This window comes from Mycobacterium sp. DL592 (genome assembly GCF_011694515.1).
In the GTDB taxonomy this organism is placed as follows: Bacteria; Actinomycetota; Actinomycetes; order Mycobacteriales; family Mycobacteriaceae; genus Mycobacterium.
This window is the reverse complement of the sequence record NZ_CP050192.1, coordinates 3,249,837-3,267,881: the sequence shown is the minus strand read 5'-3', so window position 1 is coordinate 3,267,881 and position 18,045 is coordinate 3,249,837. Positions and strand designations below refer to the sequence as shown.

Annotated in this window: 16 protein-coding genes; 8 read left to right on the top strand and 8 right to left on the bottom strand. The window is 69.0% G+C overall.

Going from position 1 to position 18,045, the window contains the following annotated elements:
• Positions 1 to 42: 42 nt before the first annotated feature.
• From HBE64_RS15655 to cofC, 3 genes are all read right to left on the bottom strand, one after another.
• A complete protein-coding gene (locus tag HBE64_RS15655) occupies positions 43 to 1,011 on the bottom strand; it encodes an NUDIX hydrolase (protein WP_167103917.1) in 969 nt (322 codons plus the stop codon).
• 69 nt (positions 1,012 to 1,080) lie between these two features.
• On the bottom strand, positions 1,081 to 3,246 hold the full coding sequence (locus HBE64_RS15650) for an RNA degradosome polyphosphate kinase (RefSeq protein WP_167103913.1): 2,166 nt from the start codon (positions 3,244 to 3,246) through the stop codon (positions 1,081 to 1,083).
• A gap of 50 nt (positions 3,247 to 3,296) precedes the next feature.
• Complete coding sequence (gene cofC / locus HBE64_RS15645; protein ID WP_167103910.1) at positions 3,297 to 3,938, bottom strand: 2-phospho-L-lactate guanylyltransferase; 642 nt, start codon at positions 3,936 to 3,938, stop codon at positions 3,297 to 3,299.
• Positions 3,939 to 4,088: 150 nt separating this feature from the next.
• Between cofC and HBE64_RS15640 the strand changes: the two genes are divergently transcribed.
• The 3 genes from HBE64_RS15640 (at position 4,089) to HBE64_RS15630 (ending at position 7,381) form a co-directional block, all read left to right on the top strand.
• On the top strand, positions 4,089 to 5,099 hold the full coding sequence (locus HBE64_RS15640) for an NAD(P)H-dependent glycerol-3-phosphate dehydrogenase (RefSeq protein ID WP_208300487.1): 1,011 nt from the start codon (positions 4,089 to 4,091) through the stop codon (positions 5,097 to 5,099).
• Between the two features lie 4 nt (positions 5,100 to 5,103).
• Positions 5,104 to 6,213 (top strand): cystathionine gamma-lyase, encoded by a 1,110-nt coding sequence (locus HBE64_RS15635; RefSeq protein WP_167103907.1) that lies wholly within the window; start codon positions 5,104 to 5,106, stop codon positions 6,211 to 6,213.
• 67 nt (positions 6,214 to 6,280) lie between these two features.
• Positions 6,281 to 7,381: a D-alanine--D-alanine ligase family protein gene (locus HBE64_RS15630; RefSeq protein WP_167103904.1), complete on the top strand. Its 1,101-nt coding sequence runs from the start codon at positions 6,281 to 6,283 to the stop codon at positions 7,379 to 7,381.
• On the opposite strand, the gene HBE64_RS15625 is transcribed toward HBE64_RS15630, so the two are convergent.
• Together HBE64_RS15625 and HBE64_RS15620 are read right to left on the bottom strand one after the other, a co-directional pair.
• A complete protein-coding gene (locus HBE64_RS15625; RefSeq protein ID WP_167103901.1) occupies positions 7,378 to 7,944 on the bottom strand; it encodes a DUF3515 domain-containing protein in 567 nt (188 codons plus the stop codon). The genes HBE64_RS15630 and HBE64_RS15625 overlap by 4 nt on opposite strands.
• Positions 7,934 to 8,170 carry an Lrp/AsnC ligand binding domain-containing protein gene (locus HBE64_RS15620; RefSeq protein ID WP_167103898.1) on the bottom strand — a complete coding sequence of 79 codons (237 nt, stop codon included), beginning with the start codon at positions 8,168 to 8,170 and terminating at the stop codon, positions 7,934 to 7,936. Before HBE64_RS15620 ends, HBE64_RS15625 begins: the two co-directional genes overlap by 11 nt.
• A 209-nt stretch (positions 8,171 to 8,379) precedes the next feature.
• Between HBE64_RS15620 and HBE64_RS15615 the strand changes: the two genes are divergently transcribed.
• Both HBE64_RS15615 and HBE64_RS15610 read left to right on the top strand, forming a co-directional pair.
• On the top strand, positions 8,380 to 9,288 hold the full coding sequence (locus HBE64_RS15615; RefSeq protein WP_167109263.1) for a thiamine-phosphate kinase: 909 nt from the start codon (positions 8,380 to 8,382) through the stop codon (positions 9,286 to 9,288).
• A gap of 22 nt (positions 9,289 to 9,310) precedes the next feature.
• Positions 9,311 to 10,039: a uracil-DNA glycosylase gene (locus tag HBE64_RS15610; protein WP_167103895.1), complete on the top strand. Its 729-nt coding sequence runs from the start codon at positions 9,311 to 9,313 to the stop codon at positions 10,037 to 10,039.
• 146 nt (positions 10,040 to 10,185) lie between these two features.
• Here HBE64_RS15610 and rpmB read toward each other — a convergent pair whose 3' ends face one another.
• Both rpmB and HBE64_RS15600 read right to left on the bottom strand, forming a co-directional pair.
• The gene (gene rpmB / locus HBE64_RS15605) at positions 10,186 to 10,380 is read right to left on the bottom strand and encodes a 50S ribosomal protein L28 (RefSeq protein WP_167103892.1); all 195 of its coding nucleotides are present in this window, start codon (positions 10,378 to 10,380) and stop codon (positions 10,186 to 10,188) included.
• Positions 10,381 to 10,515: 135 nt separating this feature from the next.
• Positions 10,516 to 11,745 (bottom strand): SfnB family sulfur acquisition oxidoreductase, encoded by a 1,230-nt coding sequence (locus HBE64_RS15600; RefSeq protein WP_167103889.1) that lies wholly within the window; start codon positions 11,743 to 11,745, stop codon positions 10,516 to 10,518.
• A gap of 293 nt (positions 11,746 to 12,038) precedes the next feature.
• Here HBE64_RS15600 and HBE64_RS15595 point away from each other — a divergent pair, with 293 nt between their 5' ends.
• From HBE64_RS15595 to HBE64_RS15585, 3 genes are read left to right on the top strand one after another with little or no spacing between them, the layout of a single operon-like run.
• A complete protein-coding gene (locus tag HBE64_RS15595) occupies positions 12,039 to 13,694 on the top strand; it encodes a DAK2 domain-containing protein (RefSeq protein WP_167103886.1) in 1,656 nt (551 codons plus the stop codon).
• 2 nt (positions 13,695 to 13,696) lie between these two features.
• Positions 13,697 to 15,916 carry an ATP-dependent DNA helicase RecG gene (gene recG, locus HBE64_RS15590; RefSeq protein WP_167103882.1) on the top strand — a complete coding sequence of 740 codons (2,220 nt, stop codon included), beginning with the start codon at positions 13,697 to 13,699 and terminating at the stop codon, positions 15,914 to 15,916.
• Positions 15,913 to 16,620: an HNH endonuclease family protein gene (locus HBE64_RS15585; protein ID WP_167103879.1), complete on the top strand. Its 708-nt coding sequence runs from the start codon at positions 15,913 to 15,915 to the stop codon at positions 16,618 to 16,620. Before recG ends, HBE64_RS15585 begins: the two co-directional genes overlap by 4 nt.
• On the opposite strand, the gene HBE64_RS15580 is transcribed toward HBE64_RS15585, so the two are convergent.
• Complete coding sequence (locus HBE64_RS15580; RefSeq protein ID WP_167103876.1) at positions 16,617 to 18,032, bottom strand: aspartate aminotransferase family protein; 1,416 nt, start codon at positions 18,030 to 18,032, stop codon at positions 16,617 to 16,619. The two genes, HBE64_RS15585 and HBE64_RS15580, sit on opposite strands and share 4 nt — an antisense overlap.
• Between the last annotated feature and the right edge of the window lie 13 nt (positions 18,033 to 18,045).

Here is an 18,045-nt window from a genome sequence, read left to right as displayed (position 1 = left end):
AGCGCCCGCGGCGTATTCGCGTTTTCGGGGTCCGAAAGCGGGCTAGCCTCTGCGGGCCAGCGGGCTGGCGATGTAGTCGGCCGCGACGATGTCGGCGCCCGACAGCGACAGCACCCAGGTACTTCCCTTGCGGTTGCGGACCTTGTCCGGCTTACCGACGTCGCCCTCGCGCCACCATGCCAGCAGATACGGAATTACTTTGCCCTGTGTGCAGATCACCGGGGTGCCGCCGCGGGCGACGATGTCGAGCACTCGATTCCGTGCGGCCTTCGGGTCCTCCGCGTAGGCCTCTTCGGTGAGGTCGGCCTCTTTGATGATCGAGACACCGAGTTCTTGTGCCAAGGGTTCGACGGTCTGCATGCAGCGGGCCCGGTCGGCGGCATGGATGACGGTGGGCCCGAACGCCATCAACTGCGCGACCAACGATTCGGCCTGCGCGCGACCGTTCTTGTCCAAGGGCCGGCTCCGGTCGTCACCCTTGTAGCGGGACTTCACCCCGGCAGTCGCGTGCCGCACGATCAACACCGTCTGGGTGTCAGCGGGATGTTCGGCGAACTTCTTGAGCACGTCGCGGTCATGCGGATAGGTGAGCCGTTCGGAGGCGTCCTCCGGTGAGAGCCACTCCAGCCGGTCGACTTCGTCGCCGGGAGTGAACTCACCCCCGACAGCGCGGGCCGCCCAGTAGTGCACCACCTTGATGCCTTCGGGGATGGGATAACTCACCTCGGTCAGCCAACGGCCCAGGTGTGACCGCTGCCCGGTCTCTTCCCAGATCTCGCGTACCGCCGCCGCCGGTTCGTTCTCGCCGGCGTCGAGCTTGCCCTTGGGCAGCGACCAGTCGTCATAGCGCGGGCGGTGGATCACCGCGAGGCGCGTCTCGCCGGTCTCGGGATCCGGCCGCCAGAGCACGGCTCCCGCAGCGATTACGCGCTGGGCAGGCTTGCCCTTCTTAGTCGAAACATTCTTCGCCGATCTGGTCTTCGTGTCGCTGCGTGACGTCCCCTTGGCCACTTCAACTCCCACAAGTCAATTCGGGTCCCGCCGCGGGGCAGAACCTGCCGGCTGCAATGGAAGGTGCTCTCAGCGCTGCCGATGGAGTTCCATCAGCCACACTTGGTGGTCGCGGACCTGGCGACCGTCCTGTGGTGACGCCGTCCAGCTGCCGTCGGATCCGAGTTCCCAGCATCGGGTCGACGGGTCCATCGCCGACTCGAAGATCTCGTCGAGATATCCGGTGAGGCGTGGATCCTTCACCTGAGCCAGCACCTCGACGCGACGGTCGAGGTTGCGGTGCATCATGTCGGCGCTGCCGATGAAGAACTCGTTGATGGCATTGAAGTGGAAAATCCGCGAGTGTTCCAGGAACTGGCCGAGAATCGACCGCACGACGATGTTCTCGGAGAAACCCTCGACACCCGGTTTGAGCGCACAGATCCCGCGCACGACGATCTCGACCCGCACGCCGTTCTGCGAGGCGCGGTAGAGCGCATCGATAACCTGCTCGTCGACAAGGGCGTTGGCCTTCAGGCGGATCCGGCCGTTGCCTGCGGCACGGTGTGCTTCGATCTCGCGATCGATGCGTTCGACAATGCCCCGCCGAACACCGTGCGGAGCCACCAGCAGGTTGCGGTAGCTCACCTTGCGCGAGTAGCCGGTCAGCGAGTTGAACAGGTCGGTCAGGTCGGCCCCGATGTCGGGCGAGGCCGTCAGCAAGCCGACGTCCTCGTAAAGCCGGGCCGTCTTCGGGTTGTAATTGCCGGTGCCGATGTGGCAGTAACGGCGGATCGTCGAGCCTTCGCGGCGGACCACCAGGCAGGTCTTGCAGTGGGTCTTGAGCCCGATCAGCCCGTAGACCACATGCACGCCAGCATCTTCCAAGGCGCGGGCCCACTTGATATTGGCCTGCTCGTCGAAGCGTGCCTTGAGCTCCACCAGCGCAACCACCTGCTTACCTGCGGCGGCAGCCTCGATCAGGGCGTTGACGATCGGGGAGTCACCGGAGGTCCGATACAGAGTCTGCTTGATGGCCAGCACATTCGGATCCGCGGCGGCCTGCTCGATGAACCGCTGCACGCTCGTCGAGAACGAGTGGTACGGGTGATGCACCAGCACGTCGCCGTCACGCAGTGTCGAGAAGATGCTCTTCGGGGTTTCGCGCTCACCGAAGGCCTGGTGGGTGGCCGGCACGAACGGGCGGTCCTTGAGTGCGGGGCGGTCGACGCCGTAGACCTGCCACAGCGCCGAAAGATCCAGCAGGCCCGGCACCTCCACCACATCTCCGGGATGGACGTCCAATTCACGCAGCAGCAATTCGAGCATGTGCTCGGTCATGTCGTCGGCGACCTCGAGCCGCACCGGCGGCCCGAACCGTCGCCGTGCCAGTTCCCGCTCCAGAGCCTGCAGCAGGTCTTCGTCGCGGTCCTCGACATCCATGTCGGCGTTGCGCGTGATCCGGAAGGCGTGCTGCTCCACGATTTCCATGCCCGGGAACAACACCGGAAGGAACGCCGCGATGAGCTCTTCCATGGGCAGGAACCGAACCGACTTGTCCTCCGGATCGGCGCTCTTGAGCACGACGAAGCGATCCACGTTGTCGGGCACCTTGACCCGGGCGAAGTGCTCGCCGCCGTCCTCGGGTGAGCGGACGGCGACGGCGAGGTTCAGGCTCAGGCCGCTGACGAACGGGAACGGGTGCGCCGGATCGACGGCCAGCGGCGTGAGGACCGGGAAAACCTGGTCGTGAAAGTACTTCGATAGATCGGCGCGATCGGCCTCGCTCAGTTCATTCCACGTGACGATGTGGATGCCCTCTTCGGCTAGGCCGGGCCGGACCGATTCCAGGAAAACCTGGGCGTGGCGCAGGGAAATCTGCCGGGTGCGGTCACCGATACGGCGCAACTGCTCGCGGGGTGTCAATCCGTCGGCCGAGCGGACCGACAGGCCCATCTCGTCGCGTCGCTTGAGTCCCGCGACGCGGACCATGTAGAACTCGTCGAGATTGGAGGCGAAGATCGCCAGGAACTTCGCGCGCTCCAGCAGTGGCATCGAGGTGTCGGCGGCCAGCGCCAGCACCCGGGCATTGAAATCCAGCCAGCTCAGTTCGCGGTTGAGGTAGCGGTCCTCGGGCAGAGCGTCGTCCACCGCCGCCGCGGTGGCCGCGGGCGGGGCGTCCGGTGTCTCTCCCGGCTGCCAGTCGTCGTCCGTGGATCTCGGTTCTGCTTCCGTATCGGTCACATCAGCGATCATCCCTCATCTGCGCGGGGCGCGGACGCCTGCCGCTCAAAGTCAACTGCAGTTCAGGCTTTGTTCAGGTCGATTGCCCGGATCGTCGCGCTTCCGACACCGAGCCGGCGGGCCTGCTGCAGGTCGTCGGGGGTGTCGATGTCACAGCGCAGCCCCGGCCAGGCCCCGGTCAGCTCGACCGCGCCGGACTCGCGATGCCACTGGGCCGACTGGGTGCCGAACCGCGGATCCAGGGGCACCCCGAACGCGAAGAGCGCCGCGGTTCCGCTCGTGTGGCGGTCGCTGACGAAGCTGCGCTCATAGGAGCGGGCCTGCGAAAGGGCCTCTTCGAGTTCGGCGGGCTTCAGCGCGGGCAGATCACCCTGCAGCACAACGGTGTTGGGGGTGTGGCTGCTCACCGCCGTCCACGCCGTCAGCACGGCGGTGTTGAGCGGATCAGGATGACCGGGCGCGGTGGGGTCGGGCAGAACATCGGCGCCGAGCGCGCGAACGGTCGCCGCTGCGGTCTCATCGGGGGTGACGACAGTGATCGAGCGCACCGCCTCGACTCCTTGGGCCGCGGTGATCGTGTCCACCAGCATCGCCAGCACCACCTGTTCGCGCACCCCGTCGGCGAAGACCGGCGCCAACCGGGTCTTGGCTGCCGAGAGCCGCTTGACCGCGATGATCAGTCCGACATCGGGCCCACTGCTCATGCAGGCCATCCTGCCAGCGCCGGCCGGTGCGGCACCGCCGCGGTGGTACCTGGCGCCCGCGAGCAGACCCAAAATCGCACTGTCGGGGCGCCAATCGCGCGATTTTGCGCCTGTTCGCGGGTGATCGGCTGCCCTGGGTACGTTATGGGGATGACGAGCACGGTGGGAACGGCCGCGGTGATGGGCGCCGGCGCATGGGGGACAGCGCTGGCCAAGGTGCTGGCCGACGCGGGCTCGGATGTGCGGCTGTGGGTGCGCCGGCCCGAGGTGGCCGAGGAGATCAACACCAAGCACACCAACACCCGCTATCTGCCCGGTGTCGACCTTTCCGACCGGATCCGCGCGACCACCGATCCGGCTGAGGCGCTCGACGGCCTGACCACCGTTCTGCTCGGGGTCCCGTCGCAAACCCTGCGCACCAACCTCGAACACTGGCGCGACCTGCTGGCCGACGGCGCCACCCTGGTCAGTCTGGCCAAGGGCATCGAACTGGACACGCTGATGCGGATGAGCCAGGTCATCGTTCAGGTCACCGGGGTGGATCCCGGTCAGGTCGCGGTGGTCTCCGGCCCCAACCTGGCTGCCGAGATCGCCGATGAACAGCCCGCAGCCACCGTGGTGGCCTGCACCGACTCCGGGCGCGCCGTCGCGCTGCAGCGGGCGATGAGCACCGGGTATCTGCGGCCCTACACCAACGCCGACGTCATCGGCACCGAGATCGGCGGCGCCTGTAAGAACGTCATCGCGCTGGCCTGCGGGATGGCGGCCGGGGTGGGTCTGGGGGAGAACACCGCCGCGGCCATCATCACCCGCGGGCTTGCCGAGATCATGCGCCTGGGCATCGCGCTGGGCGCCAAACCCGCCACCCTGGCCGGGCTGGCCGGTGTCGGCGACCTGGTGGCCACCTGCACCTCACCGCGGTCGCGCAACCGGACCTTCGGGGAGCGGCTCGGCCGCGGTGAAACACTGGACGCGGCGCTGCGTGCCACCGACGGGCACGTCGCTGAGGGCGTCACCTCCTGCACCTCGATTCTGGCGCTGGCCTCCAGCTACGACGTCGAGATGCCGCTCACCGACGCCGTGCAGCAGGTGTGCCACAAGGGACTTTCGGTCGATCAGGCCGTGGTCCTGCTGCTCGGCCGAAGCACCAAACCGGAGTAGGGCGATGGTCGACGGTTACGGCGATTCCACACGTGCGGTGAAAGCGGTTGGTGCCGAAGCTGTTCCGGGGCAGCCGGTGAGCCCCGGCCCGGTACCGGCCTCGGCGTTCCACCTGTCGCCCGATGAGGGCAGCGAGCCGGACACCTACGGGCGCAGCTCCAATCCGAGCTGGCGGCAACTCGAGTCGGCTCTCGCCCAACTCGAAGGCGCCACCGCCGCACTGAGCTTCAGTTCCGGGATGGCGGCGATCACCGCTGCGCTGCGAGTGGTGACCAAGCCGGGTTCGGTGCTGGTGGTGCCCGCCGACGGGTACTACCAGGTCCGCCGATTTGCAGCTGAAAGCCTTGCGCCCCTGGGCATTATCGTGCGGGAAGCGTCGGCGGCGTTGATCTACGAGGCGGCCGAGCAGGCGGATGCGGTGCTGGCCGAGACCCCGACCAACCCCAACCTCGACGTGGTCGACCTGCATCGGCTGGCCGGGATCTGTCGCCGGCGAGGCGCGCGGCTGGTGGTCGACAACACCACCGCGACGCCGCTGGGCCAGCAGCCGCTGTCGCTGGGCGCCGACCTCGTGGTGTCCAGCGCCACCAAGGCCCTGGCCGGCCACAGCGATCTGCTGGCCGGCTATGCCGCGGGCAGCCAGCCCGAGCTGATGGCCGCGGTGGAACGCGAGCGCCTGCTCTCCGGCGCCATCCTGGGCGCCTTCGAGGCCTGGCTGGTGCTGCGCAGCATCGGAAGTGTGGGTCTGCGCTTCGGCCGCCAGTGCCAGAACGCGCTGGCCCTGGCCGCCGCGCTGCGCAGCCATCCCGCGGTGCGTGCGGTGCGCTACCCGGGCTTGCCGGAGGACCCGTCGTACCCGGCGGCCGCCGCGCAGATGCGCCACTTCGGTGGGCTGGTGAGCGTGGAGCTCGCCGACGCGCAGGCCGTCCACGACCTGGTGGGCCGCAGCGAGCTGCTGGTGGCCTCGACCAGCTTCGGCGGGCTGCACACCTCGGTGGACCGCCGGGCCCGCTGGGGTGACCCGGTCAGCGACGGTTTCGCCCGGATCTCGGCAGGTATCGAGGACACCGACGACCTGGTGGCCGACGTGCTGCGGGCGCTTGACCCGAGGTGAACGGCATCACCGCTGCTCACGCCGCCGGATCGTGCGCCCCATCGCCGGGCTGTAGCCTCTCTAGGTTGTGACACGCATCCGCGTCGCCGTCGTCTACGGCGGCCGCAGCTCCGAGCACGCCATCTCGTGCGTGTCAGCGGGCAGTATCCTGCGCCATCTCGACCCGCAGCGTTTCGAGGTGGTGGCCATCGGCATCACGCCCGAAGGCTCCTGGGTGTTGACCGACGCCCGGCCCGAAACCCTGGCGATCAGCGGACGCCAGCTGCCCGAGGTCAGCGGTGCCTCGGGGGCCGCACTGGCGCTGACGGCCGACCCGCTGCGCCGCGGCGAACTGGTCTCACTCGAGCCGGGCGCGGGGGAGATCCTCACCTCGGTCGACGTCGTGTTCCCGATCCTGCACGGCCCCTACGGCGAGGACGGCACCATCCAGGGCTTGCTCGAGCTGGCCGGGGTGCCGTACGTGGGTGCCGGGGTCTTCGCCAGCGCTGCGGGAATGGACAAGGAGTTCACCAAGAAGCTGCTCGCCGCCGGCGGTCTGCCGATCGGCGATCACGTGGTGTTGCGGCCGCGGCAGGCCGCGCCGACTCTGGATGACATTGAGCGCCTTGGCTTCCCGATGTTCGTGAAACCGTCGCGCGGTGGCTCCTCGATCGGTGTGAGCCGGGTGATGCACGCTGACGAGCTGCCGGGGGCGATCGCCGAGGCGCGCAGGCACGACCCCAAGGTGATCATCGAGGCCGCGATCGTGGGTCGCGAACTCGAATGCGGCGTACTGGAATTCCCGGACGGCTCGGTGCGGGCCAGCGCGATCGGAGAGATCCGGGTCGCCGGGGTGCGGGGCCGCGAGGACGGGTTCTACGACTTCGCCACCAAGTACCTCGATGACGCGGCTGAGTTGGACGTACCGGCAAAGATCGACGACGATGTCGCAGAAGAACTGCAGCGCTTGGCAATTCGGGCCTTCGAGGCGCTGGACTGCCAGGGCCTGGCCCGAGTCGACTTCTTCCTCACCGAGGACGGTCCGGTGGTCAACGAGATCAACACGATGCCGGGGTTCACCACGATCTCGATGTTCCCTCGGATGTGGGGCGCCAGCGGCGTCGACTACCCGACGCTGGTCGGCACCATGGTGGATACCGCGCTGGCCCGCGGAACGGGACTTCGCTAGCGCGCCGCTCCCGGCCTGATCGCCACCGCGGGCAGCGTGCGCGCGATCAGGTCCGACACCGCCTGGATGGGGGTGGGACCCGAGCCGGACGGCAGGGTCAGCGCCACATAGACCGGCCGGTCCACGCTGACCCAGGTGCTGCGGTCGGTGGCGGAGTCGTCGAGCCGGAACCACTGCACCTGGTTGACCATCTGAATGGGGGAGCCGACGACGAACTCGGCAGGCCGGTCGATGCCGCATCGCAGGATCACCGCGTCGCCGTCGGCACCGGCCCGCCAGGCCGCGGTCCCGGCCGGGGCCGGTGCCATGGCCGCCGCGCGGTCGGCGTCGCCGAGTCTTGCGGGCAAGACGTCGATCAGGGCGTGGCAGTCGGCGGAGTCTGCCCGTGGGGCCGGCACCGACGCGATCGCCACCGGCTGGGTAGGAGCGCTGCGGGTGGCGGCGATGGCCAGGACCGCGCCGATGGCGATCACGGCGACCACCAGTGCGGCGATCAGGACGGCGCGGGGCGGACCGTCGGAGATGTCGGCCTCGTCCGCAGCGGGCAGCGGCTCAGTCGGCATCGGCGATCGGGCAGGTGAGCGTGCGGGTGATCCCGGCAACCTGCTGAACGCTGGGAACGATGTTCGTGGTGAGGTCGGCGGTGCTGTTCGCGCCGATGCGGACGACGACGTCATAGGGCCCGGTGACGTACTCCGAGGACAGCACGCCCGGCAACGAGGCCACCTGCTTGGCGACGACCTCGGCGCGACCCACCTCGGTCTGGATCAGCATGTACGCCTCGGCCACCCGTCGTCTCCTCGTCTCGATGTTTGCCGTGCGCGCTGCCGCCCCGCCTACACTGACGTGTCCTGTTCGCGACGCGGGCTGCGCGTCGGCAGGGACCAAACTTACCGCAGGTTGGGACGCCTTGCGGCGGTGGAGCGCGCCGCTGCGGAAGGGGAGACGTGGTGGCCGAGGGCCCGGAACCGACGCTGCACGAGTTGGGTGAGTTCCCGATGATCGACCGCCTGGTGGCCGGACGCCGCCAGCCACCCGGCGTGACGGTGGGCCCCGGCGACGACGCCGCGGTGCTGAGCACGCCGGACGGGCGAGTGGTGGTCACCACCGACATGCTCGTCGAGGGTCGGCACTTCCGCCTGGATTGGTCTGCGCCACATGATGTGGGGCGCAAGGCGATTGCGCAGAATGCCGCCGACGTCGAGGCCATGGGCGCCCGCGCCACGGCGTTCGTCGTCGCATTCGGCGCCCCGTCCGACACCCCGGCCCGGCAACTGCAGGACGTGGCCGACGGAATGTGGCAGGAGGCCGGGCAGTTCGGTGCCGGGATCGTCGGCGGCGACCTGGTTGCCAGCCCGCAGTGGGTGATCTCGGTGACGGCACTGGGCGACCTGGCCGGTCGCGCTCCGGTGCTGCGCAGCGGGGCGTGCGCCGGGTCGGTGATCGCGGTAATCGGTGAGCTGGGCCGCTCGGCTGCCGGATACTCCTTGTGGCGCAACAGTATTGACGATTTCGATGATCTGAAACGTTGGCATCTGGTGCCGCGGCCGCCGTACGGGCAGGGCGCGCGCGCCGCCGACGCCGGAGCCTTGGCGATGACCGACGTGTCGGACGGGTTGCTCGCCGACCTCGGTCATCTCGCGCAGGCATCTGGGGTGGTGGTCGACCTGGCTACGGACTCGCTGCGTCCAGATGTCGACGCCGTCGCGGCCGCGGCGGCGGCCGCCGGCGCTGACCCGTGGTCGCTGGTGCTGGCCGGTGGCGAAGATCACGCCCTGGTGGCATGCTTCGCCGGCGATGTCCCCGACGGGTGGCGGGTGATCGGCACGGTCACCGACGGTGCGCCCGCGGTGCTGGTGGACGGGCGACCGTGGGCCGGACCGGCGGGTTGGCAATCCTTCGACTGACCGCCTCGGTAGGTTTGCCTCCGTGACGACGACCGCCCGACCCCTGAATGAACTCGTCGAGGACGGCTGGGCCCGGGCCCTGGCACCGGTGGCCGACCAGGTGACGCAGATGGGCCAGTTCCTGCGTACCGAGATCGCCGAGGGGCGGCGCTATCTGCCCGCCGGCCCGAATGTGCTGCGGGCGTTCACCTTCCCGTTCGAGTCGGTGCGGGTGCTCATCGTCGGCCAGGATCCCTACCCGACACCGGGCCATGCGGTGGGTCTGAGCTTCTCGGTGGCTCCGCAGGTGCGGCCGTTGCCGCGCAGCCTGTCCAATATCTTCACCGAGTACACCGCCGACCTCGGATATCCGGCACCGTCCAACGGTGATCTGACGCCGTGGGCGCAGCGCGGCGTCATGCTGCTCAACAGGGTGTTGACCGTGAGCCCCGGCACGCCCGCCTCGCATCGCGGCAAGGGCTGGGAGGCGGTCACCGAGTGCGCGATCCGGGCGTTGGTCGCGCGTGACCAGCCCATGGTGGCGATCCTGTGGGGCCGCGACGCCGCCACGCTCAAACCGATGTTGGACGGTTCCGGCGGGCAGGAGCGAAGCGACTCGGGGATTCAGCACAGTAAGTGCCTGGCCATCGAGTCGGCCCACCCCTCGCCGCTGTCGGCGTCACGGGGCTTCTTCGGGTCGCGGCCGTTCAGCAGAGCCAACGAACTGCTGGCTGGTATGGGTGCCGAACCGATCGACTGGCGGCTGCCCTAGCAGCGACGACTGCCGTGGGCCCGGCCGACCGGCCAGGCGTCTGCGCCGACGGGCCGCTACCGCAGGGCACGTTCGTGTGCCCGCCGATCTCGTTCATATGCCCGTGACCGTCGGAGCGCCCGCGCCTGCGTAGTGCGCGAGACAGATCAGCCGCGGGTGACCTTGCCTGCCTTGAGGCAGGAGGTGCAGACGTTGACACGCTGCTTGTTGCCGCCGGGGCGGGTCACGGCGTGCACGGTCTGAATGTTCGGGTCCCAGCGACGGCTGGTCCGGCGATGGGAATGCGACACCGACTTACCGAAGCCGGGGCCCTTTCCGCAGATCTCGCACACGGCAGCCATGTAGAACTCCTCTGTAGTAAACGTCTGGTCAAGGGGCCAACGACCGAACTACGGGTGACCCGACAACCTGACAAGAATAGCCGTCGGGTGAACCGAACGCCAAAATGGCCCCGCTGATCGCGCTGAGCTGGGCCGTCAGAGCTGCCCGTGGCGCGGCGGAGGGGTGCCCGACAGGGTGTGCCTGCCGATGTGCTGCAACTTCCAGCGGGTCGCGTCGTGCAGCGTGTGCGTGCGGGCGTCGCGCCAGTACCGGGCCAGGTTGGCCGCATCGGTGGCGCTGCGGGTGCCGCCCAGCTCGAACAGCACGCTGGCGGCCTCCAGCGAAGCCCGCACCGCCGCCACCTTGGCCACCGCCACCGCGACCGACGCCGCGGCCGTCGTCTCGTCCGTGGTGTCGGCCCGCGCGGCGTCGACCGCCCGGGCGGCCTCGGCAAGCAGCGCCTGAGCGCCGCGCACGGTGACCGTGACCTCGCCGGCCACCTGGATCAGCGTCGGATCCTCGGCGGCGACCGGGACACCGGCCTCGAAGTGCGGGCGTGCCTTGCCGGCTTGTCGGACGCCCTCGGCGAGCGCGCCGGTGGCGATGCCCACGTCCAGCGCCGCGTGCAGGAGCTGGGCCCGCGCCCCGTAGATCGTCGGCCGGGTGAAGATCGGCGTGTAGGGCACCACGTGGGCGGCAGGCACCCGGACCCGGTCGAGCGTCACGGTTCCTGAAGCAGTGGTGCGCTGTCCCATCCCGTCCCAGTCGTCGACGACGTCCAGGCCCGCCGCGTCGCGTGGGACGAACGCCACTGCCTTGGGGGTCCGCGAATTCGGGGTGGCCCCGTTGCCGTCGGACAGCGACGCGCGCACCACGATCCAGTCGGCGAACAGCGCTCCCGTCGAGTAGAACTTGCGGCCGCTGAGCAGGAAGTCGCCCCCGGCGGGCACCAGTGCGGTCGTGTCCATGTCGATCGGGTGGGGGCCGCGCTCGGACTGTGCGTTGGCCACCAGCGCCCCGTCGAGGATCTGGCCGTAGAAGAACGCCTTCTGCTCGTGGGTGCCCTCCAACCGGAGCGCCTCGGAGAAGGTGAAGTGCGAGTGCGGAATCTGGGCCAGTGAGGGATCGCCGTGACCCAGCAGGCGGAACACCTCGGCGAGCACCGTCGCGGGGGCGTCGATGCCGCCGTAGGCCACCGGTACCGGCAAGGCCAGCAGCCCGGACCGTTTGAGTTGTTCGACCTGGGCGTAGGGCAGTTCGCGGCAGGCGTCCCGGGCGGGTGCCCCGACGGCGAAGGACTCCGAGAGTTCGGCGGCCACCGCCAACGCCTGCTGCACCGAGGCGATACGGGTGGTGCCGGCGTCGGCGCTGGGTGAGGCGGTCATCAGATCCCTTGAACGTGCCTGATAGATGCGCTGCCATGATCGCGCGTCACATCGGCGGTCGAGGCCGGCGTCGACGCGAAATGCCACGGCTGGCCGTGAATCCGTGGCGCCGCAGGTGTGCTGGGCAGGTCGAGGTGAGTCGCACACCGCCGCGGCACCGATAAAAATCACGCTGATCGAGATGCGCTGATGCCGCACGCCCGAAAGGTTCGCCGGTGACGGCGAACTGTCGGGCCGACTGGCTAGGCTGACGCGACGGAAGCGGTGTGCCAGGGATCGCGAGGGAGGTGCCGATGCCGGACCGACGGCTGGACGCATCAGCCCTGCGCGACTGGGCCCATACCGCCGTCGGCGACCTGATCACTCACACCGACGAGATCAACCGGCTCAACGTGTTCCCGGTGGCCGACTCCGATACCGGAACCAACATGTTGTTCACCATGCGGTCGGCGCTGGCCGAAGCCAAGTCCTCGGCCGGCTCGGGCGACGTGACCGCGGTGGCGGCGGCGCTGTCGGAGGGTGCGCTGCACGGTGCCCGCGGCAACTCCGGTGTCATCTTGTCTCAGATCCTCCGGGGGCTCGCCGACGTGACCGCGTCGGCTGCCGCCGACACCGAGGGCGCACTGGCCGATATTGACGCGGTTCTGCTCGGGGCGGCGCTGCGCCACGGTGTCGGGTTAGTGGTGTCCTCGATGGGCGGGCAGATGGTCGACGGCACCATCGTCTCGGTGCTGCAGGCCGCCGCCGAAACGATCGAGCATCGGGCAGCCGAGGGCGCCGGGCTGGCCGGCGCCCTCGCCGCGGCGGGCGACGCGGCCGCCGCCGCCCTCGAGCGCACCCCCGATCAGCTGGCCGTGCTGGCCGATGCCGGGGTGGTCGACGCCGGCGGGCGTGGCTTGCTGGTGCTGATCGACGCATTGACCGCGACGATCGGTGGTGACGCGGCGCATCGGCGCGCGTACGAACCGGCGCCGCCGCCGATGGAGAGCGTCCCGGCCGACACCGCCCCGCCGCAGTTCGAGGTGATGTATCTGCTGGCCGACTGTGACGCGGCGGCGGTGGAGGCGCTGCGCACGCGGTTGGGTGAACTCGGTGATTCGGTGGGTATCGCCGCCTCGGCGGGAGAGTCGGTGGACCGCTACTCGGTGCACGTCCACACCGACGACGCCGGTGCGGCCGTGGAGGCCGGGCTGGCGGTCGGTGCGGTCAGCAAGATCCAGATTTCGGTGCTGACCACCGGTGCAGCCCGGGTGTCGCCGGGCGGCTGGAGCCGTGAGCGCGCGGTGCTCGCCGTCGTCGACGGCGACGGCGCAGAGGAGTTGTTCAGCCAGGAGGGCGCTTTCGTGCTGCGGCCGGAGTTGGTGTCGGCGGACCCGGCCAACGGGATCAGCGCCCGCCGGCTGCTGCGTGCCCTCGTCGATACCGGTGCCGCCCAGGTCATGGTGCTGCCCAACGGCTATGTGGCCGCCGAAGAGATGGTGGCCGGTGCCACCGCGGGGATCGGGTGGGGGATCGACGTCGTCGCGCTGCCGGCCGCCTCGATGGTGCAGGGACTGGCGGCGCTGGCCGTTCACGATGCCGGTCGCCAGGCGGTCGACGACGGGTACACAATGGCCCGCGCCGCGGCAGCGGCCCGGCACGGCTCGGTGCGGATCGCCACCGAGCAGGCCCTCACCTGGGCGGGCACCTGCCATCCCGGCGACGGTCTGGGCATCGCCGGTGACGAGGTGCTCGTCGTCGGCAAGGACGTTACCGACGCGGCCGCCGGGCTGATCGACCTGCTGCTGGTGTCCGGCGGGGAACTGGTGACGGTGCTGATCGGCCAGGGTATCGACCCGGACATCGCCGACGCGCTGACCGAGCATGTGCACCGCAGGCATCCGGGCATCGAGCTGGTGACGTACTGCACCGGACACCGCGGGGACGCACTGTTGATCGGGGTGGAGTAGCCGTGGTCGGGCTCACGGACCGACTGGACGGGATCGTCGGCGCCAAAGCCGCCGGCCTGCTCGACGACGTGTTCGGCTTCCGGACCGTTGACGACCTGCTGCGGCACTACCCACGCAAGTACAGCCACGGCATGACGGTCTGGGGCGAAGACGAGGTGCCCCCGGAAGAAGGCGAACACGTCACGTTCGTCGGCGAGATCGACAAGGCTGAGGTGCGCTGGACCAACCGCAGCCCGAAGCGCGAATACCTGGTGATCACCCTGAATCAGGGGCGGCGCAAGGTCACCGCGACGTTCTTCAACGCCAAGTACCTCAAGAAGGGCTTGGTCGAGGGCACCCGGCTGATGTTGTCCGGCGAGGTCGGCTACTTCCGCAGCACCATGCAGCTCACCCACCCCGACTTCCTGGTGCTCAGCTCACCCAACGGCGATCGCCAGTTCGGCAGCAAGTCGCTCAAGACCATCGCCGACGTGTCGAAGGCCGAGACCGGTGAGTTCTCGATGTCGGCGTTCGAACGTGACTTCTTCCCGATCTACTCGGCCAGCTCCAAACTGCAGAGCTGGGAGATCTACGCCTGCGTGCGTCAGGTGCTCGCAGTGCTCGATCCGATCCCTGACCCGCTGCCGGAAAGCGTTGTGCGCCATTACGGTTTGCTCGACGAAGACTCCGCTCTGCGGGCTATTCATCTCGCCGAGAACGATGCCGAGCGGGAGGAGGCGCGCCACCGGCTGCTGTTCGACGAGGCCGTCGGGCTGCAGTGGGCGCTGGCCCAGCGCCGCAACAGCGAGCTGGCCGAGTCCGGCCCGCCCGCGCCACGGCGCGACGACGGCCTGGCTGCCGCCCTCATGGGTCGGTTGCCGTTCGAGTTGACCGCCGGCCAGCACGAGGTCCTCGGCGTGATCTGCGATGAGCTGGCCGCGACCAAACCGATGCACCGGCTGCTGCAGGGCGAGGTGGGGTCGGGCAAGACCATCGTGTCGGTGCTGGCGATGTTGCAGATGGTCGACGCCGGGTATCAGTGCGCACTGTTGGCGCCCACCGAAGTCCTTGCCGCCCAACATGCCCGGTCCATCCGCGATGTGCTGGGGCCGCTGGCGATGGCCGGGCAGCTCGGCGGCGCCGAGGGTGCGACGCGGATCGCGCTGCTGACCGGGTCGATGTCGGCGGCGCAGAAACGTCAGGTCCGCGACGAAGTGGCATCCGGTGAGGCGGGCATCGTCGTCGGCACCCACGCGCTGCTCCAAGACGCGGTCGAGTTCCACAACCTGGGCTTCGTCGTTGTCGACGAGCAGCACCGGTTCGGTGTCGAGCAGCGAGATCGGTTGCGGGCCAAGGCTCCTGAGGGGCTGACCCCGCACCTTCTAGTGATGACGGCCACGCCGATCCCGCGGACTGTGGCGCTGACGGTATACGGCGACCTGGAAACCTCGACGCTGCGCGAACTTCCGCGCGGGCGCCAGCCGATCACCACCAACACGATCTTCGTCACGGACAAGCCGCAGTGGCTGTCCCGGGCCTGGCAGCGGATCGCCGAGGAGGTCGCGGCGGGCCGTCAGGCCTATGTCGTGGCGTCGCGTATCGATGAGGACGACAAGACTGGCGGCGAGCAGGCCGGGCCGCCCGCCGAGACGGTGGTGAAGCTCTACGACCGCCTCAAGGGCGGGCCGCTGGCCGCGCTGCGGCTCGGGCTCATGCACGGCCGGCTCTCCGCCGATGAGAAGGACGCGGTGATGGCCTCGTTCCGCGCCGGTGAGATCGATGTCCTGGTGTGCACCACCGTCATCGAGGTCGGTGTCGACGTACCCAACGCCACGGTGATGGTGGTGATGGACGCCGACCGGTTCGGGATCAGCCAGCTGCACCAGTTGCGGGGCCGGATCGGTCGCGGCTCGCATCCGAGCCTGTGCCTGCTGGCCACCAAACTGCCGGAGGGTTCCAAAGCGGGTGAGCGGCTCAATGCTGTCGCGGGCACCCTGGACGGGTTCGTGCTGGCCGACCTCGACCTGCAGGAGCGCCGCGAGGGAGATGTGTTGGGGCTCAACCAATCCGGGCGCCCGATTACGCTGCGATTCCTGTCGCTGGCCGAGCATCTGGACCTGATCGTCGAGGCCAGGGAGCTTTGTCAGCAGCTGTATGCCGCCAATCCCACGGACGCGGGTATGGCGGTGTTGGCCGGACAGTTCACCGGCTCGGATCGAGTCGACTTCCTGGACAAGGCGTGAGACGCGTCCACCTGATCTGGCTGGCGGCGATCACCGCGCTCGCTGTGATCGTCGCCGTCCAGGTGGTCAGCGCCGCGGGTGACGAGCGGGAACTGACGGCCCGCGCCGACGTTCCCACCGTGGCCCCCGGTTCCGATGTACTGGCCGGGATTGTCGTTGTGCCGCAACGGCAACGCGGCTATGACTATCGGCGTGCCGCGTTCGGCGACGCCTGGGACGACGACAACGGTGCGCCGTTGGGGCACAACGGCTGCGACACCCGCAACGACATCCTCGACCGCGACCTCGTCGACAAGGCCTACGTGTCGGTCACCCGCTGCCCCCACGCCGTGGCCAGCGGTGTGCTGCACGACCCGTACACCAACGAGACCATCTCGTTCGTGCGCGGCGCCCAGGTCGGTGCCGCCGTGCAGATCGATCACATCGTGCCGCTGGCCTATGCCTGGGACATGGGCGCGCGGGACTGGCCGGATGCCATGCGGATTCGGTTCGCCAACGATCCGGCCAACCTGATCGCGGTGGCCGGGCAGGCCAATCAGGACAAGGGCGACCAGGGTCCGGGCAGCTGGATGCCGCCGAATCACGCGTTCTGGTGCCAGTACGCGATGCAGTTCATCGCGGTGCTGCGCGGCTACGCCCTGCCCGTCGACGAGAGCTCGGCGAACGAACTGCGCGAGGCGGCCAGTTCCTGTCCCAGCGGCTAGGCGCGTAGCTCCTTGGCCAGCTCACCGAACGCGCCCACCCACTTGTCCATGTCCGCGTCGGTGTGCGCCAGCGACACCAGCCACTGATCGTCCATGCCGGGCGGTGTCAATACGCCACGGTTGATACCCCACAACCAACCCAGTTCGGCGACCTCGAAGTCGGTGCTGAGTTTGTAGTCGCGGTAGTTGCGGATCGGGGTGGGTGACCAGGTGACCGCGCCCTTGACGCCGAAGCCGACGGTGTGGGCCGGCAGTTCGTACTCGCGGATGATGGTGTCCATCGCCTCCATCGCGTTGTCATTGACCTGTTCGGCCGCCGCCAACGCTTGAGGGGTGGCGATCTCGTCGACCGCGGCCGCCGCGGCCATGCAGAGCGGGTTGCCGTTGTAGGTGCCGAAGTGGGCCATGCGGTTGTCGACGACGGCCTGCATGACTTCAGCGGTGCCGCCGAAGGCGGCCAGCGGCAGGCCGCCGCCGATCGACTTGGCCAACGTGATGAGGTCCGGCTTGACGCCCAGACGGGCGGCCGCGCCATGGGCGCCGGCGGTCAGGCCGGTCTTGACCTCGTCGAAGATCAGCAGCACGTTGTGCGCGTCGCAGAGTTCGCGAACCCCGGCAAGATAGCCGGCGTCGGGCAACACGATGCCCAGGTTCTCGATGACCGGCTCCATGATCACGCACGCGATGCGTGCAGCGTTGGCGGCCAGGACGCGTTCCATCTGGCCGAGGTCGTTGTAGGCCACGACGAACACTTCGCCGGGCTCGACGTCGAAGGGCACCTGCGGGGTCGGGTTGTCCGCGGGACCGGTTTCGGAAAGGTCGGGCTTGACCGACACCGAAAGGCCGTCGTAGCCGCCGTGGTAGCCGCCTTCGATCTTCACGATTGCCTTGCGGCCGGTGTAGGCGCGTGCGGTGCGCACCGCATAGCCCGTCGATTCGGTGCCCGAGTTGGTGAACCGCAACATGTCCAGCCCGAAGCGTTGCTTGAACCTCTCGGCAACCTCGGTCGAGACCGGCGACGGGGTCACGAACAGCGTGCCGATGTCGTCGAGAGACTCCTTGACCTTGGCGACCACCGTGGGGTTGAGGTGGCCGACGAGCATCGCGCCGAAGCCCATCGACAGGTCCAGCACCTGACGGTCGTCACAGTCCGTGACGTAGGCGCCGCGGGCGGACTTCACACCCATCGGATACGGATCCCAGTACTGGAAGCTACTGGTCACGCCCAGCGGCAACGTCTTGCTCGACCGGGCCGCGTGATCGGCCGAGCCGGGAGTGGTCTTGGCGTACCGCTCCCACTCCTTGGCCATCAGTGCCGAGACCCGCGCAGGGTTCAGTGGCGTGTACGACGCCGGCAGCTGCCGCCAGCCGGCGGGATCATGGGCGGGAAACGTGCCAGTGTCTTGGCTCATCGAGATTCCTCTT

Coding starts and splice junctions, on each gene's coding strand:
- HBE64_RS15650 (WP_167103913.1), bottom strand. CDS start 3,246: ATGATCGCTGATGTGACCGATACGGAAGCAGAACCGAGATCCACGGAC.
- HBE64_RS15600 (WP_167103889.1), bottom strand. CDS start 11,745: ATGACCGCCTCACCCAGCGCCGACGCCGGCACCACCCGTATCGCCTCG.
- HBE64_RS15580 (WP_167103876.1), bottom strand. CDS start 18,032: ATGAGCCAAGACACTGGCACGTTTCCCGCCCATGATCCCGCCGGCTGG.
- HBE64_RS15640 (WP_208300487.1), top strand. CDS start 4,089: ATGACGAGCACGGTGGGAACGGCCGCGGTGATGGGCGCCGGCGCATGG.
- HBE64_RS15595 (WP_167103886.1), top strand. CDS start 12,039: ATGCCGGACCGACGGCTGGACGCATCAGCCCTGCGCGACTGGGCCCAT.
- cofC (WP_167103910.1), bottom strand. CDS start 3,938: ATGAGCAGTGGGCCCGATGTCGGACTGATCATCGCGGTCAAGCGGCTC.
- HBE64_RS15615 (WP_167109263.1), top strand. CDS start 8,380: ATGATCGACCGCCTGGTGGCCGGACGCCGCCAGCCACCCGGCGTGACG.
- HBE64_RS15635 (WP_167103907.1), top strand. CDS start 5,104: ATGGTCGACGGTTACGGCGATTCCACACGTGCGGTGAAAGCGGTTGGT.
- rpmB (WP_167103892.1), bottom strand. CDS start 10,380: ATGGCTGCCGTGTGCGAGATCTGCGGAAAGGGCCCCGGCTTCGGTAAG.
- HBE64_RS15625 (WP_167103901.1), bottom strand. CDS start 7,944: ATGCCGACTGAGCCGCTGCCCGCTGCGGACGAGGCCGACATCTCCGAC.